General features: G+C 29.1%; 16 protein-coding genes. 4 read left to right on the top strand and 12 right to left on the bottom strand.

Annotated elements, in window-relative coordinates; all coding sequences use genetic code 11:
* Window positions 1-143 precede the first annotated feature (143 nt).
* On the top strand, window positions 144-2,270 hold the full coding sequence (locus R3342_RS04625; RefSeq protein WP_318938507.1) for a putative porin: 2,127 nt from the start codon (window positions 144-146) through the stop codon (window positions 2,268-2,270).
* Here R3342_RS04625 and R3342_RS04620 read toward each other — a convergent pair.
* Window positions 2,263-3,990: a Na+/H+ antiporter NhaC family protein gene (locus R3342_RS04620; protein WP_318938506.1), complete on the bottom strand. Its 1,728-nt coding sequence runs from the start codon at window positions 3,988-3,990 to the stop codon at window positions 2,263-2,265. The genes R3342_RS04625 and R3342_RS04620 overlap by 8 nt on opposite strands.
* Window positions 3,991-4,094: 104 nt before the next feature.
* Window positions 4,095-5,318 carry an aminotransferase class I/II-fold pyridoxal phosphate-dependent enzyme gene (locus R3342_RS04615; protein WP_318938505.1) on the bottom strand — a complete coding sequence of 408 codons (1,224 nt, stop codon included), beginning with the start codon at window positions 5,316-5,318 and terminating at the stop codon, window positions 4,095-4,097.
* A 157-nt stretch (window positions 5,319-5,475) separates the two neighbouring features.
* On the opposite strand from R3342_RS04615, the gene R3342_RS04610 reads away from it, so the two are divergent.
* A complete protein-coding gene (locus R3342_RS04610) occupies window positions 5,476-5,940 on the top strand; it encodes an Lrp/AsnC family transcriptional regulator (protein ID WP_318938504.1) in 465 nt (154 codons plus the stop codon).
* Here the strand turns inward: R3342_RS04610 and R3342_RS04605 are convergent.
* The 5 genes from R3342_RS04605 to rsgA form a co-directional block, all read right to left on the bottom strand.
* Window positions 5,933-6,517 (bottom strand): YceI family protein, encoded by a 585-nt coding sequence (locus tag R3342_RS04605; protein ID WP_318938503.1) that lies wholly within the window; start codon window positions 6,515-6,517, stop codon window positions 5,933-5,935. The two genes, R3342_RS04610 and R3342_RS04605, sit on opposite strands and share 8 nt — an antisense overlap.
* A gap of 93 nt (window positions 6,518-6,610) precedes the next feature.
* A complete protein-coding gene (locus tag R3342_RS04600; RefSeq protein WP_318938502.1) occupies window positions 6,611-8,611 on the bottom strand; it encodes a DUF3857 domain-containing protein in 2,001 nt (666 codons plus the stop codon).
* A 7-nt stretch (window positions 8,612-8,618) separates the two neighbouring features.
* A complete protein-coding gene (locus R3342_RS04595; protein ID WP_318938501.1) occupies window positions 8,619-10,529 on the bottom strand; it encodes a DUF3857 domain-containing transglutaminase family protein in 1,911 nt (636 codons plus the stop codon).
* Window positions 10,530-10,577: 48 nt separating this feature from the next.
* Entirely contained in the window at window positions 10,578-11,030 is a 453-nt protein-coding gene (gene dtd / locus R3342_RS04590) for a D-aminoacyl-tRNA deacylase (RefSeq protein WP_318938500.1), read from the bottom strand.
* 22 nt (window positions 11,031-11,052) lie between these two features.
* Complete coding sequence (rsgA, locus tag R3342_RS04585) at window positions 11,053-11,991, bottom strand: ribosome small subunit-dependent GTPase A (protein WP_318938499.1); 939 nt, start codon at window positions 11,989-11,991, stop codon at window positions 11,053-11,055.
* Window positions 11,992-12,104: 113 nt separating this feature from the next.
* Here rsgA and R3342_RS04580 point away from each other — a divergent pair, with 113 nt between their 5' ends.
* On the top strand, window positions 12,105-12,560 hold the full coding sequence (locus R3342_RS04580; protein WP_318938498.1) for a hypothetical protein: 456 nt from the start codon (window positions 12,105-12,107) through the stop codon (window positions 12,558-12,560).
* A 42-nt stretch (window positions 12,561-12,602) separates the two neighbouring features.
* Here the strand turns inward: R3342_RS04580 and R3342_RS04575 are convergent, their stop codons facing one another.
* Genes R3342_RS04575 through R3342_RS04560 form a run of 4 tightly spaced genes read right to left on the bottom strand, consistent with a single transcriptional unit; the run spans window position 12,603 to window position 16,517 of the window.
* Window positions 12,603-13,679 carry a bifunctional 3-deoxy-7-phosphoheptulonate synthase/chorismate mutase type II gene (locus R3342_RS04575; protein ID WP_318938497.1) on the bottom strand — a complete coding sequence of 359 codons (1,077 nt, stop codon included), beginning with the start codon at window positions 13,677-13,679 and terminating at the stop codon, window positions 12,603-12,605.
* A 21-nt stretch (window positions 13,680-13,700) separates the two neighbouring features.
* Window positions 13,701-14,549: a prephenate dehydrogenase gene (locus R3342_RS04570; protein ID WP_318938496.1), complete on the bottom strand. Its 849-nt coding sequence runs from the start codon at window positions 14,547-14,549 to the stop codon at window positions 13,701-13,703.
* 1 nt (window position 14,550) lies between these two features.
* Window positions 14,551-15,699, bottom strand: coding sequence for a pyridoxal phosphate-dependent aminotransferase (locus R3342_RS04565; protein WP_318938495.1), 1,149 nt, complete (start codon window positions 15,697-15,699; stop codon window positions 14,551-14,553).
* Window positions 15,699-16,517: a prephenate dehydratase gene (locus R3342_RS04560; protein WP_318938494.1), complete on the bottom strand. Its 819-nt coding sequence runs from the start codon at window positions 16,515-16,517 to the stop codon at window positions 15,699-15,701. The genes R3342_RS04565 and R3342_RS04560 overlap by 1 nt, the downstream gene beginning before the upstream one ends.
* A 434-nt stretch (window positions 16,518-16,951) precedes the next feature.
* On the opposite strand from R3342_RS04560, the gene R3342_RS04555 reads away from it, so the two are divergent.
* Entirely contained in the window at window positions 16,952-18,355 is a 1,404-nt protein-coding gene (locus tag R3342_RS04555; protein ID WP_318938493.1) for a capsule assembly Wzi family protein, read from the top strand.
* A 34-nt stretch (window positions 18,356-18,389) separates the two neighbouring features.
* Here the strand turns inward: R3342_RS04555 and R3342_RS04550 are convergent, their stop codons facing one another.
* A complete protein-coding gene (locus R3342_RS04550; protein ID WP_318938492.1) occupies window positions 18,390-20,312 on the bottom strand; it encodes a nucleoside-diphosphate sugar epimerase/dehydratase in 1,923 nt (640 codons plus the stop codon).
* Window positions 20,313-20,561: the final 249 nt, after the last annotated feature.

Here is a 20,561-nt window from a genome sequence, read left to right as displayed (position 1 = left end):
GAAAACATATTTAATTTTAAACCTTAATCTATAACTATTTTAAAATACAATTAAAAAATTGGGCTTTCTTTTTTAAGTTAACCACAAAATATACTATGGTTCAATTCGTTCAAATATTTTACCTTTGCGACTTAAACCTTTGTATGAAAAAATTAATTTTAGTTTTCTTTTTTGGAATTTTTGCTTTTACAACTATACAGGCACAAATTATAAGACCTTCTAGAGATAATGGTTTGTTTTCAAAAGACAGTACCTCATTTAATAAAGAAGTTAAAATTGAACTAAATGGTAAAACCAATTATAAAGATTACAAAATAATTTCTATTAATAACGATACTACTATAATTGATACTACATTAACCATTAAAAAAGATTATAAATTTAATTATATTCGTAAAGATAATTTTGAGTTATTACCTTTTCATAATCAAGGAGAAACTTATTCTACTTTAGCTTATTCTTTCGAAAATGAAAGTAGCTTACCGGATGTTGGATTTTCAGCCAAACAATTTAATTACTATAACTTAAATGATATTAAGTATTATTATGTTCCAACACCAACTTCTGAGCTAATGTACAGAACTGGTTTGCAACAAGGGCAAGTACTGGATGCTTTTTTAACGTTAAACACTTCTAAACAATTTAATATTGCTATTGGCTATAAAGGCTTACGGTCTTTAGGCAGATACAGAAATACACTAGCAAGTCACGGTAATTTTAGAACTTCCTTTAATTACCACACTAAAAACAAGCGCTATTTTCTTAAAGGTCATTTTTATTCCTTTGATTTTTCTAATCAAGAAAATGGAGGGTTAACAGACCAATCTATTATCTATTTTGAAAATAATGATCCTAATTATATTAAAAGAGAACGATTGGATGTAAATTACACCAATGCTGATAATTTATTTGAAGGAAAGCGCTATTATATGGATCAATCTTATGCTTTATTTACAAATAAAAAGGAAGTAGTTATTAAAAAATCGAAAACAAAAAAACCTCCACTTAATAAAGCAGCTTCATTAGATTCTAACTTAAAGCGTAAAGATAAATTAGTAGCAAAAAAGGATTCCATTAGAATTATGAAGCCAAAATTAAAGGAGCTCTTAGCAAAAAAAAGCATCGCACAAACTCAAAAAAAAGATTCTACTTTGGTTAAATCAAAACCTGAAACTAGCTTAAAAATTGGCTCTAGCTTTTTATACGAAACTAAACATTATCGTTTTAATCAAACTAGCACTACTTCTATTTTTGGAGACTCTTACTCAAGTACCATAGCGGATCATACTTCATATCAAAAAAGTATAAGTAGTTTATATGCACAGTTTACTTTACCATATTTAGGGATATTAAAAACCAGCATTTCTAATTTCAACTACAACTACCACTATAAAAGTATTTTATATTTAAACAGCGCTACTATTCCAGATCATTTAAAAGGGAATGCCGTGGCACTAGCAGCAGATTGGAATACTAATTTTGGCAACGTATATCTTAAAGCTAAAGCTTCTTCTATCCTCACAGGAAATATAAACGGAAGCTCTTTATACGCTACAGCATCTTTTAAAAAAGATAGTATTTTAAACATTCAGGTATTTGCAAATTACGCTTCAAAAGAACCTAATTTTAATAAACAGTTATACCAAAGTGATTATAAAGATTACAATTGGGCAAACAACTTTAGTAATGAAAAATATGCAACTCTTGGTTTTGAAATAAATTCAAATAAATGGGGAATGGCTAAAGCAAGTTATAATTCGGTAAATAATTATACGTATTTTGATGAAAATTCAAAGCCGACACAAACTTCCAAAACTTTAAATTATTTTAGAGTGAAAGCAGAAAAAGCACTTCATTATAAAAAGTTTACGCTTACCAATACCATATTATATCAAAAAGTTATCAATGGCGCTGATTTTTTTAGAGTTCCAGATATTATAACTCGTAACTCTTTATATTATTCTTCCTACGTATTTAAAGGTAAGCCAATGTATTTACAAACAGGTGTTACTGTTAAGTATTTTTCTGCATTTAAGGCAAACGCATATAATCCGCTGTTAAGTGAATTTGTTTTACAAAACAATTCTAAAATAGGTAATTATCCTATACTCGATTTTTTTGCTAATGCTCAAATTAAAAGAACCAGATTATTTTTAAAAGTGGAAAATTTTAGCGCAAGTTTTACTGGAAGAAATTATTATTCTGCTCCAAATTATCCATACCGTGATTTAACTGTTAGGTTTGGATTAGTTTGGAATTTCTTTATTTAACCACTAGTTTTTTAATTTTTATTTTAAATGCAGCAAATATTAATGTCATAATTGGACTTAACCAATTAAATATTGCATATATAAAATATTCATGAACACTAACGCCTAATACTCCAGACTGATAAGCTCCGCCTGTGTTCCAAGGCACTAATGTTGAAGTTACTGTTCCTGCATCCTCTAAAGTTCTACTCAAATTTTCTGGTGCCAAACCTTTATCTTTAAACGCTTTTGCATACATTTTACCTGGCACAACAATTGCTAAATATTGATCGGATGCAGTTACATTCAACGCAATACAACTGAATACCGTACTTGCAAAAAGACCAAAAATAGAGTCAAATAAATTTAAAATAGCACTACTTATTTTAGCTAAAGCCCCAATAGCATCCATAACGCCGCCAAAAGTCATAGCACACAAAATAAGCCAAATAGTACCTAACATTCCTCCCATTCCTTTTGACGAAAATAAATCGTTTAATTTTTTGCTTTTAGTATTTATAGAAGTCGGCACAGTCATTGCATTCATTACGGCAAAATAAGCCGTGGTAAAAAATGAAGTTGGCTTTGCAGTAACCTTTAATTCCCCAACAACTTTTCCGTCTTCTAAAATAGTGGTGCTTCCTTTAAATATTTGGCTTACTTTTTTATTAGATTCTGGTAACGTAAATAATACAGGATTTTGTAACGTAATATTATCTGCTTTTGTAACTAATTTGTAAGTTCCTGGTGTTTGATAATGATTATTAGTTATGTTATCCCAAGTAACCATCTTAGAGTATTTCTCAGGAACTTTAGTTACCTGATATCGTAAACCTTGATTCCAAATAATTGCACTTTGAAAAATAATAGCAAATAATCCTCCCAGTAACGTACCTATAATTAAAGCAATTAAAGGAGATGTTTTTTTTACAATTAAAACTATAACTACTAATGGAACAATAAAAAGCAAAGGCGTAACATGAAATGAAGCTTTAATTCCAGTTAACATTACTTGTGTATTAGCAGTACCAACGGTATCAATTGTAAAACCTAAAATTATAAAAACAATTAAGGTTATAGTAATGGTTGGAACCGTAGTAATGGTCATATATTTTATATGTTCAAATATATCCCCTCCAGCCATTGCTGGTGCTAGATTAGTAGTATCGGATAAAGGAGACATTTTATCGCCAAAATAAGCACCAGATAAAACAGCTCCGGCAGTCATTCCTGGAGGAACTCCTAAAGCACTTCCTATACCCATTAATGCTATTCCCATAGTTGCAGATGTAGTCCAACTACTTCCAGTTGCAGTAGAAACGATTATACAAATTATTAAAGATGCCGCTAAAAAAATGGTAGGACTTAAAATTTGTAATCCATAATAAATCATAGAAGGTATTACACCACTTATTAGCCAAGTTCCTGCTAATGCGCCAACCATTAGCAATATTAATATAGCACCTGTTGTTGATTTTACATTTTCAGCTACTTCCTCTATCATTAATTTATAGGAAACTTTATTTGTAAAACCAACCATTGCCGCAACTGCAGCTCCCATTAATAAAATAAATTGATTACTTCCACTTAAAGCATCATCGCCATATACAAAAACATTAAAAGCTAATAAAGCTACTAATACAAATACTGGCAATAACGCTTTCCAAATATTTAAATCTTTATTTTCAACAATAGTTATATCTCCAGCTTTAAATTGTGTAAGGTTATCGTTTTTAGGCATAGTTTTAATTTAGAAATGTAATGATACATAAAAATAGAAGGTTATGCAAAAAAAAACCTTACTCAAAATTGAGTAAGGCTTAACCCTAAACAGGTTATTATTAATTATAAAACACTTTCTTGTTTTATATTTAAAACACCAACCTTTTTCATACATTCTTTCATAGATTGGTAGGTTCTTTCAATATCATTATCTAATCCAATAGAAAAACGAATAATACCATTTGAAAGTCCCATTTTAACTTGTTCTTCTTCAGGTATTTCAGAAGAAGTACTTGTACCTGAAGCGCTAAATAATGTTTTGTAGAATCCTAAACTAACTGCTAAGTAACCTAAATTTTCTTTTTGCATTAATTCCATAAGTTCATTAGCTTTTTCTATAGTTCCAACATCAATCGTCATAATTCCTCCAAAACCATATTCTTTATTATACATTGTTTTAAAAAGTTGATGATCTTTATGACTTTTTAAACCTGGATATACCACTTTTAATCCATCCTTTTCAAAATGTTCTGCTAAGTACATAGCATTTTCACTATGTTTTTTCATTCTAATATGCAAAGTTCTTAAGTTTTTAAGAACACTGGCAGCACGTAAACTATCCATCACTGGGCCTAATAACATAGCTGCTCCGTCGTTAACACTTCGCAAATCGTTAATAAACTCTTGACTACCACAAACTACACCTCCAACAGTATCGTTAGTACCATTTATAAATTTAGTTAAACTATGAATAGTTACATCTGCACCTAAATTTTTAGGCGTAAAAATTAAAGGGGTAAACGTATTGTCTACTACCAATTTAACATTGTGCTTTTTAGCAATTTTTGCTAATTCAGGTACATTTGCAATTTCTAATAATGGATTGCTTTCTAACTCACAATAAATTATTTTAGTATTTGCTGTTATCGCAGCTTCAACACTTTCTAAGGAAGTTATGTCTACAAAAGAAGTAGTAATATTTAGCTTTGGCGCGAAATTTTTCATAAAAGCATAAGTTCCTCCATAAATAGTTCTACTTGAAACAATATGGTCTCCCGCTCCACAAATTTGTAATAATACTGAAGTTATAGCTCCCATACCTGATGCAGCTACATTAGCTGTTTCTGTACCTTCCATAGCTGCTAAAGCTTCTCCTAAATATAAATTGCTGGGACTTGAGTGACGAGAATATAAATAGCAACCTTCTGCGTGACCTTCAAAAGTGTCGAGCATAGTTTTTGCGTGTAAAAACGTGTACGTTGCTGAATCTGAAATTGAAGGATTTACACCTCCGAATTCTCCAAAATACTGTAAATCTTGGATTTTATTGGCTGGTTTATTGCTCATAATTACTATTATTTTTATTATAAAATTACAACATTACAAGGTATTAAACTGAATAAATTTATATTTTTAGTATTATTTTCTATTTAATATTTATTTAACCATATTATTTTCTTTATTTATTCAAAATAATTTATACTTTTAGAAAAAATTCCTATTTATGATTTCTTTTGATACTATTGACTTAACTATTTTAAACATCCTACAATTAAATTCAAAAACCAATATTAAAGAAATTGCTTTAAAGGTAGGTTTAACCCAAACCCCAACCTACGAACGTATAAAACGACTAGAAAAATTAGGAGTAATTGAAAAATATATTGCTATAATAAATAAATCAAAAGTTGGTTTTAACATTGAAGTATTTTGTCAAGTTTCGCTTCAGGTACATTCAAATGAATTAATAAATAAATTTGAATTAGCAGTTTTACGCATGAATGAAGTTATAGAATGTTTTCACGTAGCTGGCAACTATGATTACTTGTTAAAAGTAATTGTAAAAGACATGAAAAGTTATCAATTCTTCTTAAAGAATAAATTATCGGTTTTAGATTCTGTAGCTAATGTGCAAAGTACTTTTATACTTTCAGCTACAAAAAGTAATGCAGTTTTAAAAATTAATTAGTTCCTACTATATCTACTTGTAAATCAAAATCATCCTCAATAAATTTATCTTTTAAATTATCAAAAAAAGATTTTGATTTATACTTTATATTAAAATCTGCTCTGTTTATTTTTATAGTTTTCGTATTAATTTTAATGGTACTAGAACTAATTAGTATACTAGCAGGAATAGCAACTTGTTTTGTGATATTTTTTATAGTTAAATCTCCAATTAAAAAAGTTCCATCATTCAAATATTTAATGTTTTTTATGGTAAAACTGGAAGTTGGATATTTTTCTGTATCAAAAAAGTCTATAGATTTTAGATGATTTTCTAATCTTTCGCTACCATTATTATCCTTAATTGTAGTCATATCTGCAACAAACTTCCCTCCTGCTATTTGACTATTTTCAATATTTATTGAACCACTTAATAACTTTATAGTTCCCGCTTGAGAACCAACTGGTTTATACCCTTTCCAATGAATAACAGAATTTACTTTATCTATAGTATATGTACTATTAGATTGTGCGTAAAAAGAAACACTTACCAATATTAAAAATGTACTTAGCATAAATTTTTTTAAGGAAGTCTTCATAAAATAGTTTTTAATTTTTTAGTTATAACAATGATACAAAAAAACACCTAATTAATTGAAATCAGGTGTTTACAATATTTTTTTTACAGAAACTTATACCTTTTTTAAAACAATTTGCTCTAAATTTTTAGCAATCATTTGTTTATAAAATTCTTTAATTTGAGGGTAATATGCAGTAGGAATTATTGGTGTATTAATTTTAAATAATGATATAACACTTATTTTATTACCTGTTGCAGTTACTGAAAATTTATATACTCCTAAATTATTAGGAAGCCCTATTGCAAAACTTTCAGGTATTGATTCAACAGCGTAACCTTTAGGTATTGTTATGCTCACTACTTTTTTATTATTATTTGGCATTCCAAAATCTATGGGATAATCTCTAGTTTCAAGTTTAAATGGATTTTTTGTTTCTGCCATAAAAAGTAAAGGTTTAAAATAAATTTTATCATCTACTACATCTAATAATTCATCTGAATCAAATTTATACATTATGGTAGCTGGCTTATATAAATTATTCTTATTTATTATTTTAAAATCAGAAATTTCAATATTACTATTCTCCTCTTCCATTTTACTAATTATATCTTCATCTTTTACTTTCCCATATGTATTTCTAAAATAATAAGCTTCATAATTCATATATTGAGCTCTTTCTAAACCTTCTACCTCTCCGTTTTCATTTATTTTAACTTGCACTGTAGTGTTTAATTTAGCAGGTTGTGTAATTAAATTAACCCAAGTTGAGCTTCCATTATCTCTAATTATTCTGCCTTTCCAATTTAAATCTCTAATTGGCAAAATGTTAGGAATACTATTCTCTTCAGTAGCATCAAAAAGCAATACATTATTTTCAACCTCAACACCAGCAATTACATAATTAAATCCTTTTAAAGTTGGAAAAATTGGAATTCCATGCGAACGAGTACTCAATATTATTGGATTTGCATGTATGCCTGCCTCTCTAAATATTGCAACTAGTATTAAGTTTATATCTGCTACACTCCCTTCTCCCTTTTTATAAGCGGTTCTCACACCATTATAGCTATATTTTCCATAAGTATTATTCCACTTCACTTTATGTTTAACAAATTCAAAAATAGCAAGCATCAACTCATTTTTATTTGGGAATTTCGCTCTTAATTTATCTAAATCCTCTTTAAAATAGGAGGTTTTTTTAAGTTCACCTCCAAACTCACTGTTTTTACTAATTGTTTTTGCTACATCTTCCCAACTTTTCGTGTAATTTTTTAATGGCTTATTCGGCCACTTTGTTGTAGCTAGTTCATAATGAATTGCCGATTTATAATTATCTATATTATTAACATAAGGTTCTTTTAATAATGCTGGAACATTTGTATTTTCTATTACAGTAGTATTTGAAATATAATTTATATTATTTGTTGAGTAATACGTTTTGACTACTTTACCTCCTGATCTTGTCTTATCTTTTATTACAATAGTTTTATTTTTTTGTAATTTTTGAATATTGATAGGCAAATAACCTGTTTCCTTAATGCTATAAACATAGTATTCTGGAATTTCAATTTTACAACTAATTTTTTTAACAGGGATTTCATACTGAAGTTGCACAGCATCAATACTGGTATATGGTGAAGTAATTCTATACGTCCATTCTACCACACAACCATCCGTTATATTTGGCATTGTAAATTTTTTGGTAGACCAATACTTATTTTCTTTCACGTCAAAAATATCATTTTTTTTCAATTTATAACTTTCAATTTTTCCATCTTTTAAACTATACGTTTTAGCATTTGAAATAGTCACTCTTTCAGCATTCATGGAAGGGTTGTAATAACTTATTTCTTTCGTAGCCCATTTATATCCTTCATGGTTATATATTTTAATTCGTTCTTGAATTTCCGTAATCACTTTGAATCCTTCATTTTGAACATATTTAAAATATGTATTTCTTTTGCTATATAAAAAAGCTGCATTTGCTGAAGAATCTAAAGGGTATACCTTTTCTGTTAATTCACTTTTTGAAATTTTTCCAACTTTATAATTTTGTGAAATAACTAATTGACTAAGGATGAATAAAATTAAGGTGAATATTATCTTTTGCATATTTTTTTTATTTGGTTAAAATTATTTTAGTATTGTCATACTTTCGTATTTGTTTTATAAATTTTCTGTAGGAATCGTACATTTCTTTTGGAAATAATCCTCCTAGTATTTTTAATTTTCTAACATATAAATAATGAGTTTCATCTATTTTTTTTAATTCCATAACATATTCTCCAAATTTATTTTTTAGCTCTACTTTTTCTGGAATATAATTTACTTTTAATGCTTTAGGAAGTTGCACATTAATAGAATCCACATCTTTATAACCATTTGTAATTTCAAATGGTAATTTTCTATTTCTTATTCGTTTTGGTACAGTTGATCTTCGGTTAAAAGCATTTATTTTTATTAACATTTGACTATCTGTAAATGAAGCATAATCAGATGCTTCAAAAGCTATATCTTCTTTATAAATTGCTTCCTTTTTTTTATTGGCTACTTCTGCTTTTGAAAGGTGAATATTGTTTATGTTCGAAAAATATTTTTTTAAGGATACATCTAATTCTTTAGGAGTTTCTCCATCATACTTCCCTAAATGATAATCGTATTGAGTTCCAGTAGATTTAATGGTTAACTGAGCTTTAAGGTTTCCCTTATCATCAATAATCATGTTTCCATTGGTTTGTTGCATATTATCCTCTGCAGTATAAACTCTAGTATGTTTTACTTCTCCTCCATTTGGAGTTAACACTAAAGCATCTCTATCGTCAGTAAAGCTTGCTATTTCTCCAAAAGGAACTTTTTGACTTGTACACTCTAACCAAATATTCTTATTATTAATAGGTAAATTTAAAATCATATGGTTTCCTTGAGGAGAAGCTACTTGGGCATCAATACTTCTTTTCTCTTCTTCTCCAGCATATATAAGTGTTGGATAAGCTTTAATTCCTACAACATTTAATAAAGCAGAGGTGTAATTGGTTAACGCTTTACAATCTCCATATCCTAATCTGTCCACATCACTTGATAGCATAGGCTTATATCCACCTATTCCAACTTGCACGCTTATATAACGGACTTTATTTTGAACGTAGTTATAAATAATTTTTGCTTTTTCAATAGTGTCATTAGTACCTGAAGTTAAATTTTTAATTTTTTCTTTCGTTGCTACTGGTAATGCTTGTGTGCCTTGTATTAAATTATCATAATACCATTTCCCAAACTCTTTCCAGTTATTTGCTATTCCTTTAACTCCTTCTAAATTAAACTTGTTAACACTTAAACGTACGTAAGGAATTATTTTTCTAAAGGAAGGAGCATAAGGTTCCTTCTTAATAGCTGGAATATTTTTTACTTCGTAACTTATTTCGCCATTAATAGCATTTGATTTCACGTCAAAACCGTTGAAATTATATTCCTTTTTATTGAGTTTTACATCTAAAGGATATCTAAAGGTAAATTTACTTAATTGAACACTTTGGTTATATCCATCAATTGCACGCCAACTAGGAATTCCTGCGGTATTTTCACTTTTAATTTCAATTATAGAATGAATTGTGTATGGGTAAGATAATGGAATGTATTTGTAGTATAAATATCTACCATCATTGTAAAGCGAGAAACCATCATACGCACTTACATCTTTAAAATCTTTTCTTTTTATTTTTTTTATTTCATTTCCAAAGGCATCATAAATATAAACAACCACATTTTTAATTTGTCTGCTTTTATCATAATAGAGTGCAATTAATGCATTATCATCCCCTAATTTATTTAAAACAGTTACAATTTGCTGAGATTTAAGTGTATAGCTAGTTTGTGAATCCATAGTTACTAAAGACTCATCCTTTTGAACTATAGAATTTGCATTTTTTCTAAGATTTTCAGGAATATTTAAAACGCTAAAAATGTTATTTTGAGAATAGCTTGAAATAGTGATAAGTAATAGTAAAACAATAGAATACTTGTTTCTTTTCATAGATTTTTTTTTGAGTTTAAATTTAAAAAAAATCCTTTAGATGGACAATTATTCTCTGTTTTTAGAATCAATCAAAATAGTAACTGGTCCATCATTTACAAGTGCTACCTTCATATCTGCTCCAAACTCTCCTGTACCAACTTTTTTTTCTAATAGCCTTTCAAAATTCTGAATAAATTTTTCGTATAAAGGTATTGCTACATCTGGCTTTGCAGCTTTTATGTAAGATGGTCTATTCCCTTTTTTTGTACTTGCCTGTAAGGTAAACTGGCTAACAATAATTGTATCTCCATCTACATCTTTCAGAGATTTATTCATTACCTCATTTTCGTCATTAAAAATACGAAGATTAACAATTTTATTAGTTAACCATTTAATATCTTCTATAGAATCAGAATTTTCAATGCCTACTAAAATTAAAAGCCCTTTTTGTATAGCACTTATTAATTTATCTTCAACCGTTACTGATGCTTTTGAAACTCTTTGAATTACAACTCTCATAAACCTTTATACTTTTAAACATTTATCCATAAATATCTACTCTGTAATTTTCTGTATCTCCTTCCATTAACTGCAAATAACTTTTATATCTTGACTCTGCAATTTCTCCTTCTGCTATAGCTTCTTTAACTGCACATTTCGGTTCGTTTATATGCAAACAGTTATTGTACTTACATTTCGAACTTACTTTAAAAAATTCAGGGAAAAAGTGTGAAATCTCTTGCACATCAAAATCTACCACACCAAATCCTTTAATTCCTGGAGTATCAATAATAAAGCCTCCAAAGCTTAGCGGAAACATCTCCGCAAAAGTTGTGGTATGAATGCCTTGTTTATGTTGCTTGGAAATAGCAGCTGTTTTTAAGTTTAATTTAGGTTCAATAGCATTTATTAAAGTAGATTTTCCTGCTCCTGAATGTCCGGAAAACATGGTTGTTTTTCCTTGCATCATTTCCTTAACCAAATCAATATTAATCTTTTTGGTAGCAGAAACCTGAATACAGGCATAACCAATTTTAGTGTAAATAGATGCTAATTCTTCTAGCTTCTGTAACTCTTCCTTTGCATAAGTATCTATTTTATTAAACAGCAGAACTGCATGAATATTATATGCTTCCGCAGTAGCTAAAAATCGGTCAATAAATCCGGTAAAAGTTGGCGGATTGTTAATGGTAACTACTAAAAAGGCAATATCAATATTAGCTGCAATTATATGAGTTTGCTTAGAAAGGTTTACGGATTTACGAATAATATAATTTCGGCGTTCATTAATACTAGTTATTATTCCGGTATTTTTATCGTTTTCTAAATCAAAATTTACATGATCACCTACAGCTACAGGATTGGTACTTTTTATCCCTTTTATTCTGAATTTACCTTTTAATCTACAATCTAATTTAGTGCCATCTTCTTTATAAACAACATACCAACTCCCAGTAGATTTTGCAACAATACCTTTCACTATAAACTTGCTTTAATTATATATTATGCTTAAATGCATGTTAAATATCCACAAATATAATTGAATTATAAACTATATTAGCATTCAATTTAATAAACCAAAATATAATTTAAATGAAAAAAAGTTTAATACTGTTTGCTGTAGTTTTGTTTTCAATAATTAACCTACAGGCACAAAGTTATGAGTACAAAGTAGTAACCAGTGTAGAATCTATTGTCCCTAATGGCTTAGGTCGTTCTAGAATTATATCGGCTAACGACAATAGAGATTATAAAAATTATACCTCTACACAAACAGAAGAAAATAACGGTAGAAATAAATCAAAAAGAGGCGATATGAGAGTTAAAGGTTTTGATGAAACAAAACTATTGAACTTTTATAATTTAGGTGGAATTCGTTTTCAAAATATTGCAACTAACGATGCTTTAATTACCTCTAAAATAAATACTATGGTTAGTGATGGTTGGGATTTAGCCTTTGTAACAAGTGCCGTAGAAAGTGATGCTGGTAAAGGTGATGGCAATGGTATTTTTATAACTCGTTATATTTTTAAACGCTTAATTAAGTAATAAACAAAAGCCGTTTGAAATTCTTTCAAACGGCTTTTTCATTTATTTTATTTCATGCTGAATTTTTATAGACTCTACGTGGATTGCTTTAAAAATTTGCTCTACAAATTCTTTATTTAATCCATTTTTTGCACCTTTTTCAATCATATTTTTCAAAATATCAGCCCATCGTGCACTTTGTAAAATAGAAACATTCTCTTTATGTTTTAATGCGCCTATTTCTGCAGAAATACCCATTCTATCTTTTAATAAATCAATAAGGTTAGTATCTATTAAATCTAACTCTCTTCTAAACAAGTTTAATTTCTGTTGAAATTCTTCTTTAGTACTATGTTGTTGTCGTATTTTTAATTCTTTGGTAATTTCTTCCAATCTGGCTGGGGTAATTTGTTGCTTTGCATCACTCCAAGCATTATCCGGATCAATATGTGTTTCTACCATAAAACCATCATAATTTAAATCTAATGCTGTTTGAGAAACATCTAAAATAGTATCTCTTCTTCCACAAATATGAGATGGATCTAATATTAAAGGTAAGTTTGGGAATTCTTTTTTTAATTCAATAGCTATTTGCCATTTAGGACTATTTCTATAATGTGTGGATTTATATGTAGAAAAACCTCTGTGAATTACCCCTAGCTGTTGTATTCCTGCAGCATAAAATCGTTCTACAGCTCCTAACCACAAAGGTAAATCTGGGTTTACCGGATTTTTAACTAAAACCGGAATATCCACTCCTTTTAATGCATCTGCAATTTCTTGAGTAACAAATGGATTTACAGTAGTTCTAGCGCCAATCCATAAAATATCTACCTTATGTTTTAATGCTAGTTCTACATGGTGTGCATTTCCAACTTCTGTTGTAGTTAACAATCCTGTTTCTTCTTTTACTTTCTGTAACCAAGGTAATCCTATTTCCCCAACCCCTTCAAATCCTCCTGGACGTGTACGAGGCTTCCAAATACCCGCTCTAAAAACATTTGTATCGGTGTTTTTTAGTAAATGTGCTGTTTCTAAAACTTGTTTTTCCGTTTCAGCACTACAAGGACCTGCTATTACAATTGGATGCGGTAAATTTAAATTATCTAACCACTGTCTGTTTTCTTTTTTTATTTCCATTTTAATTCACTTTCTATTTTGTTATTTAATACCATTTAAAATGGTTTTTATATAATTTGTATTGTCCATAGTTTCATTTAATAGTTGCTCTTCATCGTTTTCTAACAATTGTTTGAATTCCGATAAATTTTTAATGTACTCTTCTAATGATCGAATTACATTTACTTTATTTTGCATAAAAATGGGTGTCCAAGTAGAGGATGCACTTTTTGCTAAACGAACAGTTGAAGCAAAACCTGTACTTGCCATATCAAAAATATGTTGTTCATTTTTTTCAATTTCCAGTACTGTTTTTCCTAACATAAAAGAGCTTACGTGGGACAAATGCGAAACATAAGCTATGTGCCTATCGTGTTCTACAGGATTCATCATTTTAATTCGCATATTTAATGCTTTAAATATACTAATTGCTTTGTCTAATATTCTCCAATCGCTTTTTTCCGTTTCACAAATAATATTAACTTTTTCATCAAACAACTTATAAATAGCAGCTTCCGGACCCGAAAACTCTGTCCCCGCTAATGGATGAGCTGCTACATAATTTTTCCTGTTTGGATGATTTGCTATCGCTTCACAAATTTCATTTTTAACCGATCCAACATCAAAAACCAAAGCCTCTTTAGGTAAGTTATCCAATACATTTTGTAAAACTGAAGCAATACTATTTACAGGAGTTGCAACAATTACAACTTCTGCTTCTTTAATATCTTTATTTTCTGCTATTTTATCTATAATTCCTAATTCCAATGCCTTTTTAAGATGTGCTTCTTCTGCATCCAAACCGAAAACCGTATAATTTAATCGCTTCTTTAAATCTAGTGCTAATGAACCGCCTATTAAACCTAACCCTATAACTACTAATTTTTTCATATTATACTGTTATTAAACGTTGTAAAGCTTCCTTTAATTTAACCACCGGCACACATAATGATGCTCTAATATACCCTTTCCCGTTAGTTCCAAAAATACTCCCTGGAGCAATAAAAATATTATTATTACTTAATAATTTGTCTGTAAGGTCAATTTCATTGATACCATTTGGTAATTTACCCCACACAAATAATCCACTGCTATTTTTTGAATAGGTACAGTTTAGTACCTCCATAATTTCCCAAACAATTTTTCTTCTTTTTTCATATATCGCATTTAGGTTAGCTAACCATTCATTTGAAGTTTTTAAAGCGGCTATTGCTCCTTTTTGAATCCCCAAAAACATACCAGAATCCATATTACTTTTTACCTGTAAAATAGCTTTTATATATTTTTCGCTTCCAACAACTAATCCAACTCTCCATCCGGCCATATTAAAGGATTTACTTAGCGAATTTAATTCTAAAGCTACTTCTTTAGCGCCATCTGTAGCTAAAATACTTAAAGGATTCTCATTTAAAATAAAGCTATATGGATTATCATTTACTACTAAAATTTGATGCTTTTTAGCAAAAGAAACTATTTTTTGAAAGGCATCGGCAGTTCCTTTTGTACCAGTTGGCATATGCGGATAATTTACCCACATTATTTTTACTTTTTCTAAATTTTGGTTTTCTAATTCTTCAAAATCAGGAAGCCAGTTATTTTTAGCATTCAAGTTATAAAAAACAGGTTTTGCACCTACTAATTTTGTCACAGACGTATAAGTTGGATAACCGGGATCAGGAATTAAAACTTCATCTCCAACGTTTAAAAAGGCTAAAGAAATCATCATTACTCCTTCTTTTGAGCCCATTAAAGGCATTACTTCATTTTCGTTTAAGGATACCTTATAATTTTTATCATAAAAATCACACATTGCCAAACGCAAAGCTGGAATACCTTGATAGCTTTGATAACTGTGTGCGTTTTCTAGCTTAGAAGTAGCCTCTAAAGCTTGTATAACTTTTTGTGGAGGTTGCAAATCTGGGCTACCAATTGCCATATTAATAATAGGTTTACCTTCTTTTTCCAAAGTGGCTACTTCTCGTAACTTTTTTGAAAAGTAATATTCTTCTACACTATGTAATCGTTCTGCTTTTGGTATCATTATCTTTTACTTTTTGTATATTCTCCAAGTACTTGCAACATTTCTACTTTGTGTTTTACTTCTTCTAGCGCATTAAAATAATCGGCATAACTATTAAAAATAAAATCTGCAAAAAAAGCATACTTCCAAGGTGTTTCCATTACTGGAAGCGACTGTATTTTAGATAGATTTAAATGGTGCTTTGCTAAAATGGTTAACACTTCGGCTAAACTTCCTGTTTCGTCACTTGCTATAAATTTAATAGATGCTTTATTTGCGGATACGCTATGTTTATTTTCAGATTTTGTTAGCACAAAAAATCGAGTGGCATTATTGGTAATGGTTTGGATATCTGCTGCTAAAATTTTCAACTTATAAATATCTGCCGCTGTTGTACTTGCAATTGCACCAACTCCTTTCAATTTTTGTTTTTGAATTCGTTTTGCTACGGAAGCTGTATCGGTATCTTCAATTAATTTAATTTCTGGATATTTTTTAAAAAATTCGTGACATTGTAATAATGCCATTGGATGAGAATATACTTCTTTTATATCCTCTATTTTTTGATTTTCTAAAGCCATTAAATTATGGCGTATAGATAAATAATATTCTCCGGAAATAGTTAAGTTATGTTCGTCAATTAGTGTGTAATTAGGTAAAATAGCTCCTGCAATGGAGTTTTCAATTGCCATTACCGCTACTTCCGCTTTATTAGTCTGTAATAAAACTGGCAATTTGCTAAAGGATAAACACTCTACCAATTCAATATTTTTACCGAAATAATGATTTGCTACCAAATGGTGAAATGATCCTTTTATACCTTGAATTGCGACTTTCATATCCTAAAATTTAGTCAAAAAAAAATCTCGATTAAATCGAGACTATTATATTATTTATTAAAAATTAACACACAAAGCCTCATCTCTTATTGTTAAAATAAAAGTAAAAATAAAAGCTATTCCAAGTGTTAATGTTTCTCATAATTCTTGTTTGAGCAACAAATCTATACAATAATTTTAAAAATGCAACTCTTTTTTAAAAAAATGTTGCTTAAACTGTTATTACTAGTTATACAAATAGGTAATCTTTCATTTTGTAGTATTAAGTATGCACACCACTTCGAGACGTATTTCACAACGCAGTAGCCTGTCTGCTTAAAAGAATCGCTTAACATCTCCTATGCGCCTCATCCTGTAATAACAAACATCTATATTATTTAGGGTATAAAAATACTTCCTAAATAATTAATTACATTTGTAAAAAATTCATTGGAATGAAACAACGCCATTTAGTATCCCTAATTATTTTTCTAAGTATCGTACAATACCAAATTGGTTTTAGTCAAAACTCTACTAACTATTCTATCGCATTAAATGGCGCTGCTACTACTAAAAACACTTTGCCTTTTTGGTTAACTGCTAATACTTTTGGAACCGTTCCTAATACGGATTTCGCTTCGGTAAACACGTCCTTTTTCGGTGAAATTCCCGCTAAAAAAAATTCTTTTAATTTTGAGTATAAAGCCTCTTTTACTGGCTTTTTATCTCCTTCCAAAAAAATCATGATTAATGAACTTTATGGTACTTTACAATTTAAGAAATGGCATATAACCCTAGGAAATAAAAATGATGCCATACAATGGGAAGGTCTTTCCAGTTCTAATGGAAACATTTTAAAATCAACCAATACAAGAGCTTTACCAGGTATAAACATTGCTAGCAATGCCTATATAAAACTACCTTTTGCTAAAAACTGGCTTAGCATAAAATTTAATTATGCAGAATATTTAATGAATGATAAACGCATTGTTAACCACGTACATTTACATCATAAAAGTTTGTATTTTAAATCTAGTTTAAACTCAAAGTTAGCTGTGATTACTGGTTTAGATCATTATGTACAATGGGGAGGGACTTCTCCAATTTATGGTAAGCAACCCTCTGGATTAAAAGATTATATTAAAATTATTACCGGAAGCTCAGGAGGAACAAGTGCTAGTGAAGGAGATCAAATAAATGCATTAGGCAATACAATTGGCGCCTATTTATTACAATTAAATTACAAAGGTTTAAAAACGAACTGGAATTTTTATTATTCGCATCCTTTTGAAGATAGATCTGGTAGAGAAATGCAAAATTGGCGCGATGGATTGTATGGTGTATTTGTTGATTTAAATAAACCTAAAAGTTTTATAAATCAGGTTCTATTGGAGTTTACCTATACCAAACATATGAGTGGAGCAAATGCCCCTGATGACGCTAATGGTGGTAGAGGGCGTGATAATTATTTTAACAACTTTGTGTACAATTCTGGATGGACCTATTATGGGAATACTATTGGTTCTCCTTATTTTACAGCTACTCCCTTAAATGAAGAAGGTGTTTCTAACGGAATAATTTTAGGAGATAATAGGTTTATTGCTTTTAATTTTGGTTGGAATGGAAATTTACATAACCTAAAATATAAAGCTATTTTTAGTCATGCAACCTATGTTGGATGGTTTGATTACGAATACCATCCTCAGCCAAAGCAATTTTCTGGTTTTCTAGCAGTAACTTTTCCCAAGTTAAAAAATTTACCTTTTACCATTACTGTAAGCTCTTCATTTGATACTGGAACATATAGACCTGTAAATTTTGGAGGGTTTATAAAACTATCTAAAACAGGATTTTTCTAAACAATTAGATCAAAGATATTATAGCGATATCATTTTAGGCTCTTTTAAGCTCTATTACTTTAGGGTTATTATTAACATCTAATTTTTCATAAACAGAATGATTGGAAATAAATTCTGGTACAATTTTTTTCATTTCAGCAACAGATTTTTTAGCATCTAAATCTGTATTAATAGCACACAAATCCTCTATTTTCTTTTTAATTAATTTAGCATTTATATTTCTTGTTTTTGCTATCATAATTTTCTTGTGGTGTGTAGGAATTGTATTTTCATCATTCGCTAAAAGCTCTTCTTTAATTTTTTCTCCAGGTCTTAATCCTACAATTTTAATATCTATATCCTCTGGGTATTTTAATCCAGATAAATGAATCATATTTATAGCTAAATCCATAATTTTTATGGATTCTCCCATATCAAACACAAAGATTTCACCTCCATTTCCCATAGTGCTTGCTTCTAAAACTAATTTACATGCCTCAGGGATTGTCATAAAGTATCTGGTAATTCTTTTATCTGTCAAAGTAAGTGGTCCCCCGTTTTCAATTTGTGATTGAAATAGTGGAATAACCGAACCATTAGAACCTAAAACATTTCCAAAGCGGGTGGTAATAAATTTAGTTTCTTGCAGTTTATTTAAACTATTAATGTACATTTCTGCAATACGCTTGGTTGCCCCCATAACATTAGTAGGGTTTACAGCTTTATCCGTTGAAATCATTACAAATTTCTCAGATTTAAATTCAATACATAAATCTGCAATAATTTTAGTTCCTTTTACATTTACTCCAATTGCTTCATTTGGGTATTGTTCCATAAATGGAACATGCTTATATGCAGCTGCATGCAACACCAGATTTGGATGAAATTCTTCAAATAAAGACCGCATTCTTTCCTCATTTCTAATATCACCAACAATGGCTGTGAAATTTTTTACGCCTTTATTCCAAAAATATTGTTGTAAATTATAAAGGTCTGATTCTGCCTGATCTACTAAAATTAGTTGTTTATACTTAAAATATTCAATTTGACGCGCTATTTCACTACCAATTGAACCTGCAGCTCCTGTAACTAAAACAATTTTATTTTCAAATTCCTTTTCTAATTTAGGATTTTTCAAATCTATAGGTGCTCTACCTAACAAATCTTCAATTTTTATTTTTTTTATTTGATTTGCTTTTAAACTATTATTAATCCAATCTTTTACTGGTGGTACAATTTTAACTTTAACTGGTAGCTCAGATATATTTTGGACAATTTTCATTAATTGTGTTGACCTAATATATTGAATGGAAATAATTATTTCACTAATATTTTTTTTAATTATAAAATCTTCATCAATAGTATTAGACCTATAAACCTTTAAACCATTAATTTCTTTTCCTATTTTATTTTTGTTGTTATCAACAAATCCTACTACCTTAATTTTAGATGTTTTATCTTGTTTTAAAACATTATGTGTAATTATACCAGATTCTCCTGCTCCATAAATTAAAACTCTTGTTTCGTTTTTTAAATTAGAGAAGATTAAATTATAAATTTCTTTAAATAGAAATCTGCTGGCAATTAGCACTATTGTGTTTAGAAGAAAATGGATAATTAAAATGGACAGTGGAATTGTAAAATTATTAAAAACTCCAGTTACTCTATTTATTAAAACAAAAACAACTAAAAATACCAACATCAAAAAACTTGCTGAAGTCACTTTTATAGCATCACGTAAGCCTGTGTGTCTAATAATTCCCTTATAAGAACCTACAACATAAAAGCTAATTAAAGCTGCTATTATAACTAAAGGTTCCTGAAAAATTAGTTTTGATACATTAAAGTTGAAATTGAAATTAAACCGTATTAAATAGGCTAAAAGAAAAGTATTTCCAACAATATAAACATCAATAAGTAATACAATCCACCTAGGCGTACTATATTTAACAAACCTTTTTAGCATTCTTCTTTTCATACTAAACTATTTTATTAATATTAGAACTCCATTTAAACAACTTTAGTGTACTTCTATGTACAACTATTGTAAAACACAACTTTTTCATTTTTTATTTCTTTTTTCATAACTAGGGAAGAGATTGCAAATATAAACATTTATACCTAAATCTTCAAATCTAGAATTTTAGCAATAAATAAAATTTTAGAAACAACTATTAGCTCAACTTATTTTTTAGTAAAGAATTCCAAACAGCTATTTATTACTATC

Origin of the sequence: Lutibacter sp. (assembly GCF_033723435.1) — a bacterium.
Taxonomy (GTDB): Bacteria; Bacteroidota; Bacteroidia; order Flavobacteriales; family Flavobacteriaceae; genus Lutibacter.
This window is presented reverse-complemented; position numbering and strand designations above follow the sequence as displayed.

Bases quoted from the DNA above. Each gene is read 5' to 3' on its own strand.
- R3342_RS04625 (WP_318938507.1), top strand. From the start codon at position 144: ATGAAAAAATTAATTTTAGTTTTCTTTTTTGGAATTTTTGCTTTTACA.
- R3342_RS04620 (WP_318938506.1), bottom strand. From the start codon at position 3,990: ATGCCTAAAAACGATAACCTTACACAATTTAAAGCTGGAGATATAACT.
- R3342_RS04615 (WP_318938505.1), bottom strand. From the start codon at position 5,318: ATGAGCAATAAACCAGCCAATAAAATCCAAGATTTACAGTATTTTGGA.
- R3342_RS04610 (WP_318938504.1), top strand. From the start codon at position 5,476: ATGATTTCTTTTGATACTATTGACTTAACTATTTTAAACATCCTACAA.
- R3342_RS04605 (WP_318938503.1), bottom strand. From the start codon at position 6,517: ATGAAGACTTCCTTAAAAAAATTTATGCTAAGTACATTTTTAATATTG.
- R3342_RS04600 (WP_318938502.1), bottom strand. From the start codon at position 8,611: ATGCAAAAGATAATATTCACCTTAATTTTATTCATCCTTAGTCAATTA.
- R3342_RS04595 (WP_318938501.1), bottom strand. From the start codon at position 10,529: ATGAAAAGAAACAAGTATTCTATTGTTTTACTATTACTTATCACTATT.
- dtd (WP_318938500.1), bottom strand. From the start codon at position 11,030: ATGAGAGTTGTAATTCAAAGAGTTTCAAAAGCATCAGTAACGGTTGAA.
- R3342_RS04580 (WP_318938498.1), top strand. From the start codon at position 12,105: ATGAAAAAAAGTTTAATACTGTTTGCTGTAGTTTTGTTTTCAATAATT.
- R3342_RS04575 (WP_318938497.1), bottom strand. From the start codon at position 13,679: ATGGAAATAAAAAAAGAAAACAGACAGTGGTTAGATAATTTAAATTTA.
- R3342_RS04570 (WP_318938496.1), bottom strand. From the start codon at position 14,549: ATGAAAAAATTAGTAGTTATAGGGTTAGGTTTAATAGGCGGTTCATTA.
- R3342_RS04565 (WP_318938495.1), bottom strand. From the start codon at position 15,699: ATGATACCAAAAGCAGAACGATTACATAGTGTAGAAGAATATTACTTT.
- R3342_RS04560 (WP_318938494.1), bottom strand. From the start codon at position 16,517: ATGAAAGTCGCAATTCAAGGTATAAAAGGATCATTTCACCATTTGGTA.
- R3342_RS04555 (WP_318938493.1), top strand. From the start codon at position 16,952: ATGAAACAACGCCATTTAGTATCCCTAATTATTTTTCTAAGTATCGTA.
- R3342_RS04550 (WP_318938492.1), bottom strand. From the start codon at position 20,312: ATGAAAAGAAGAATGCTAAAAAGGTTTGTTAAATATAGTACGCCTAGG.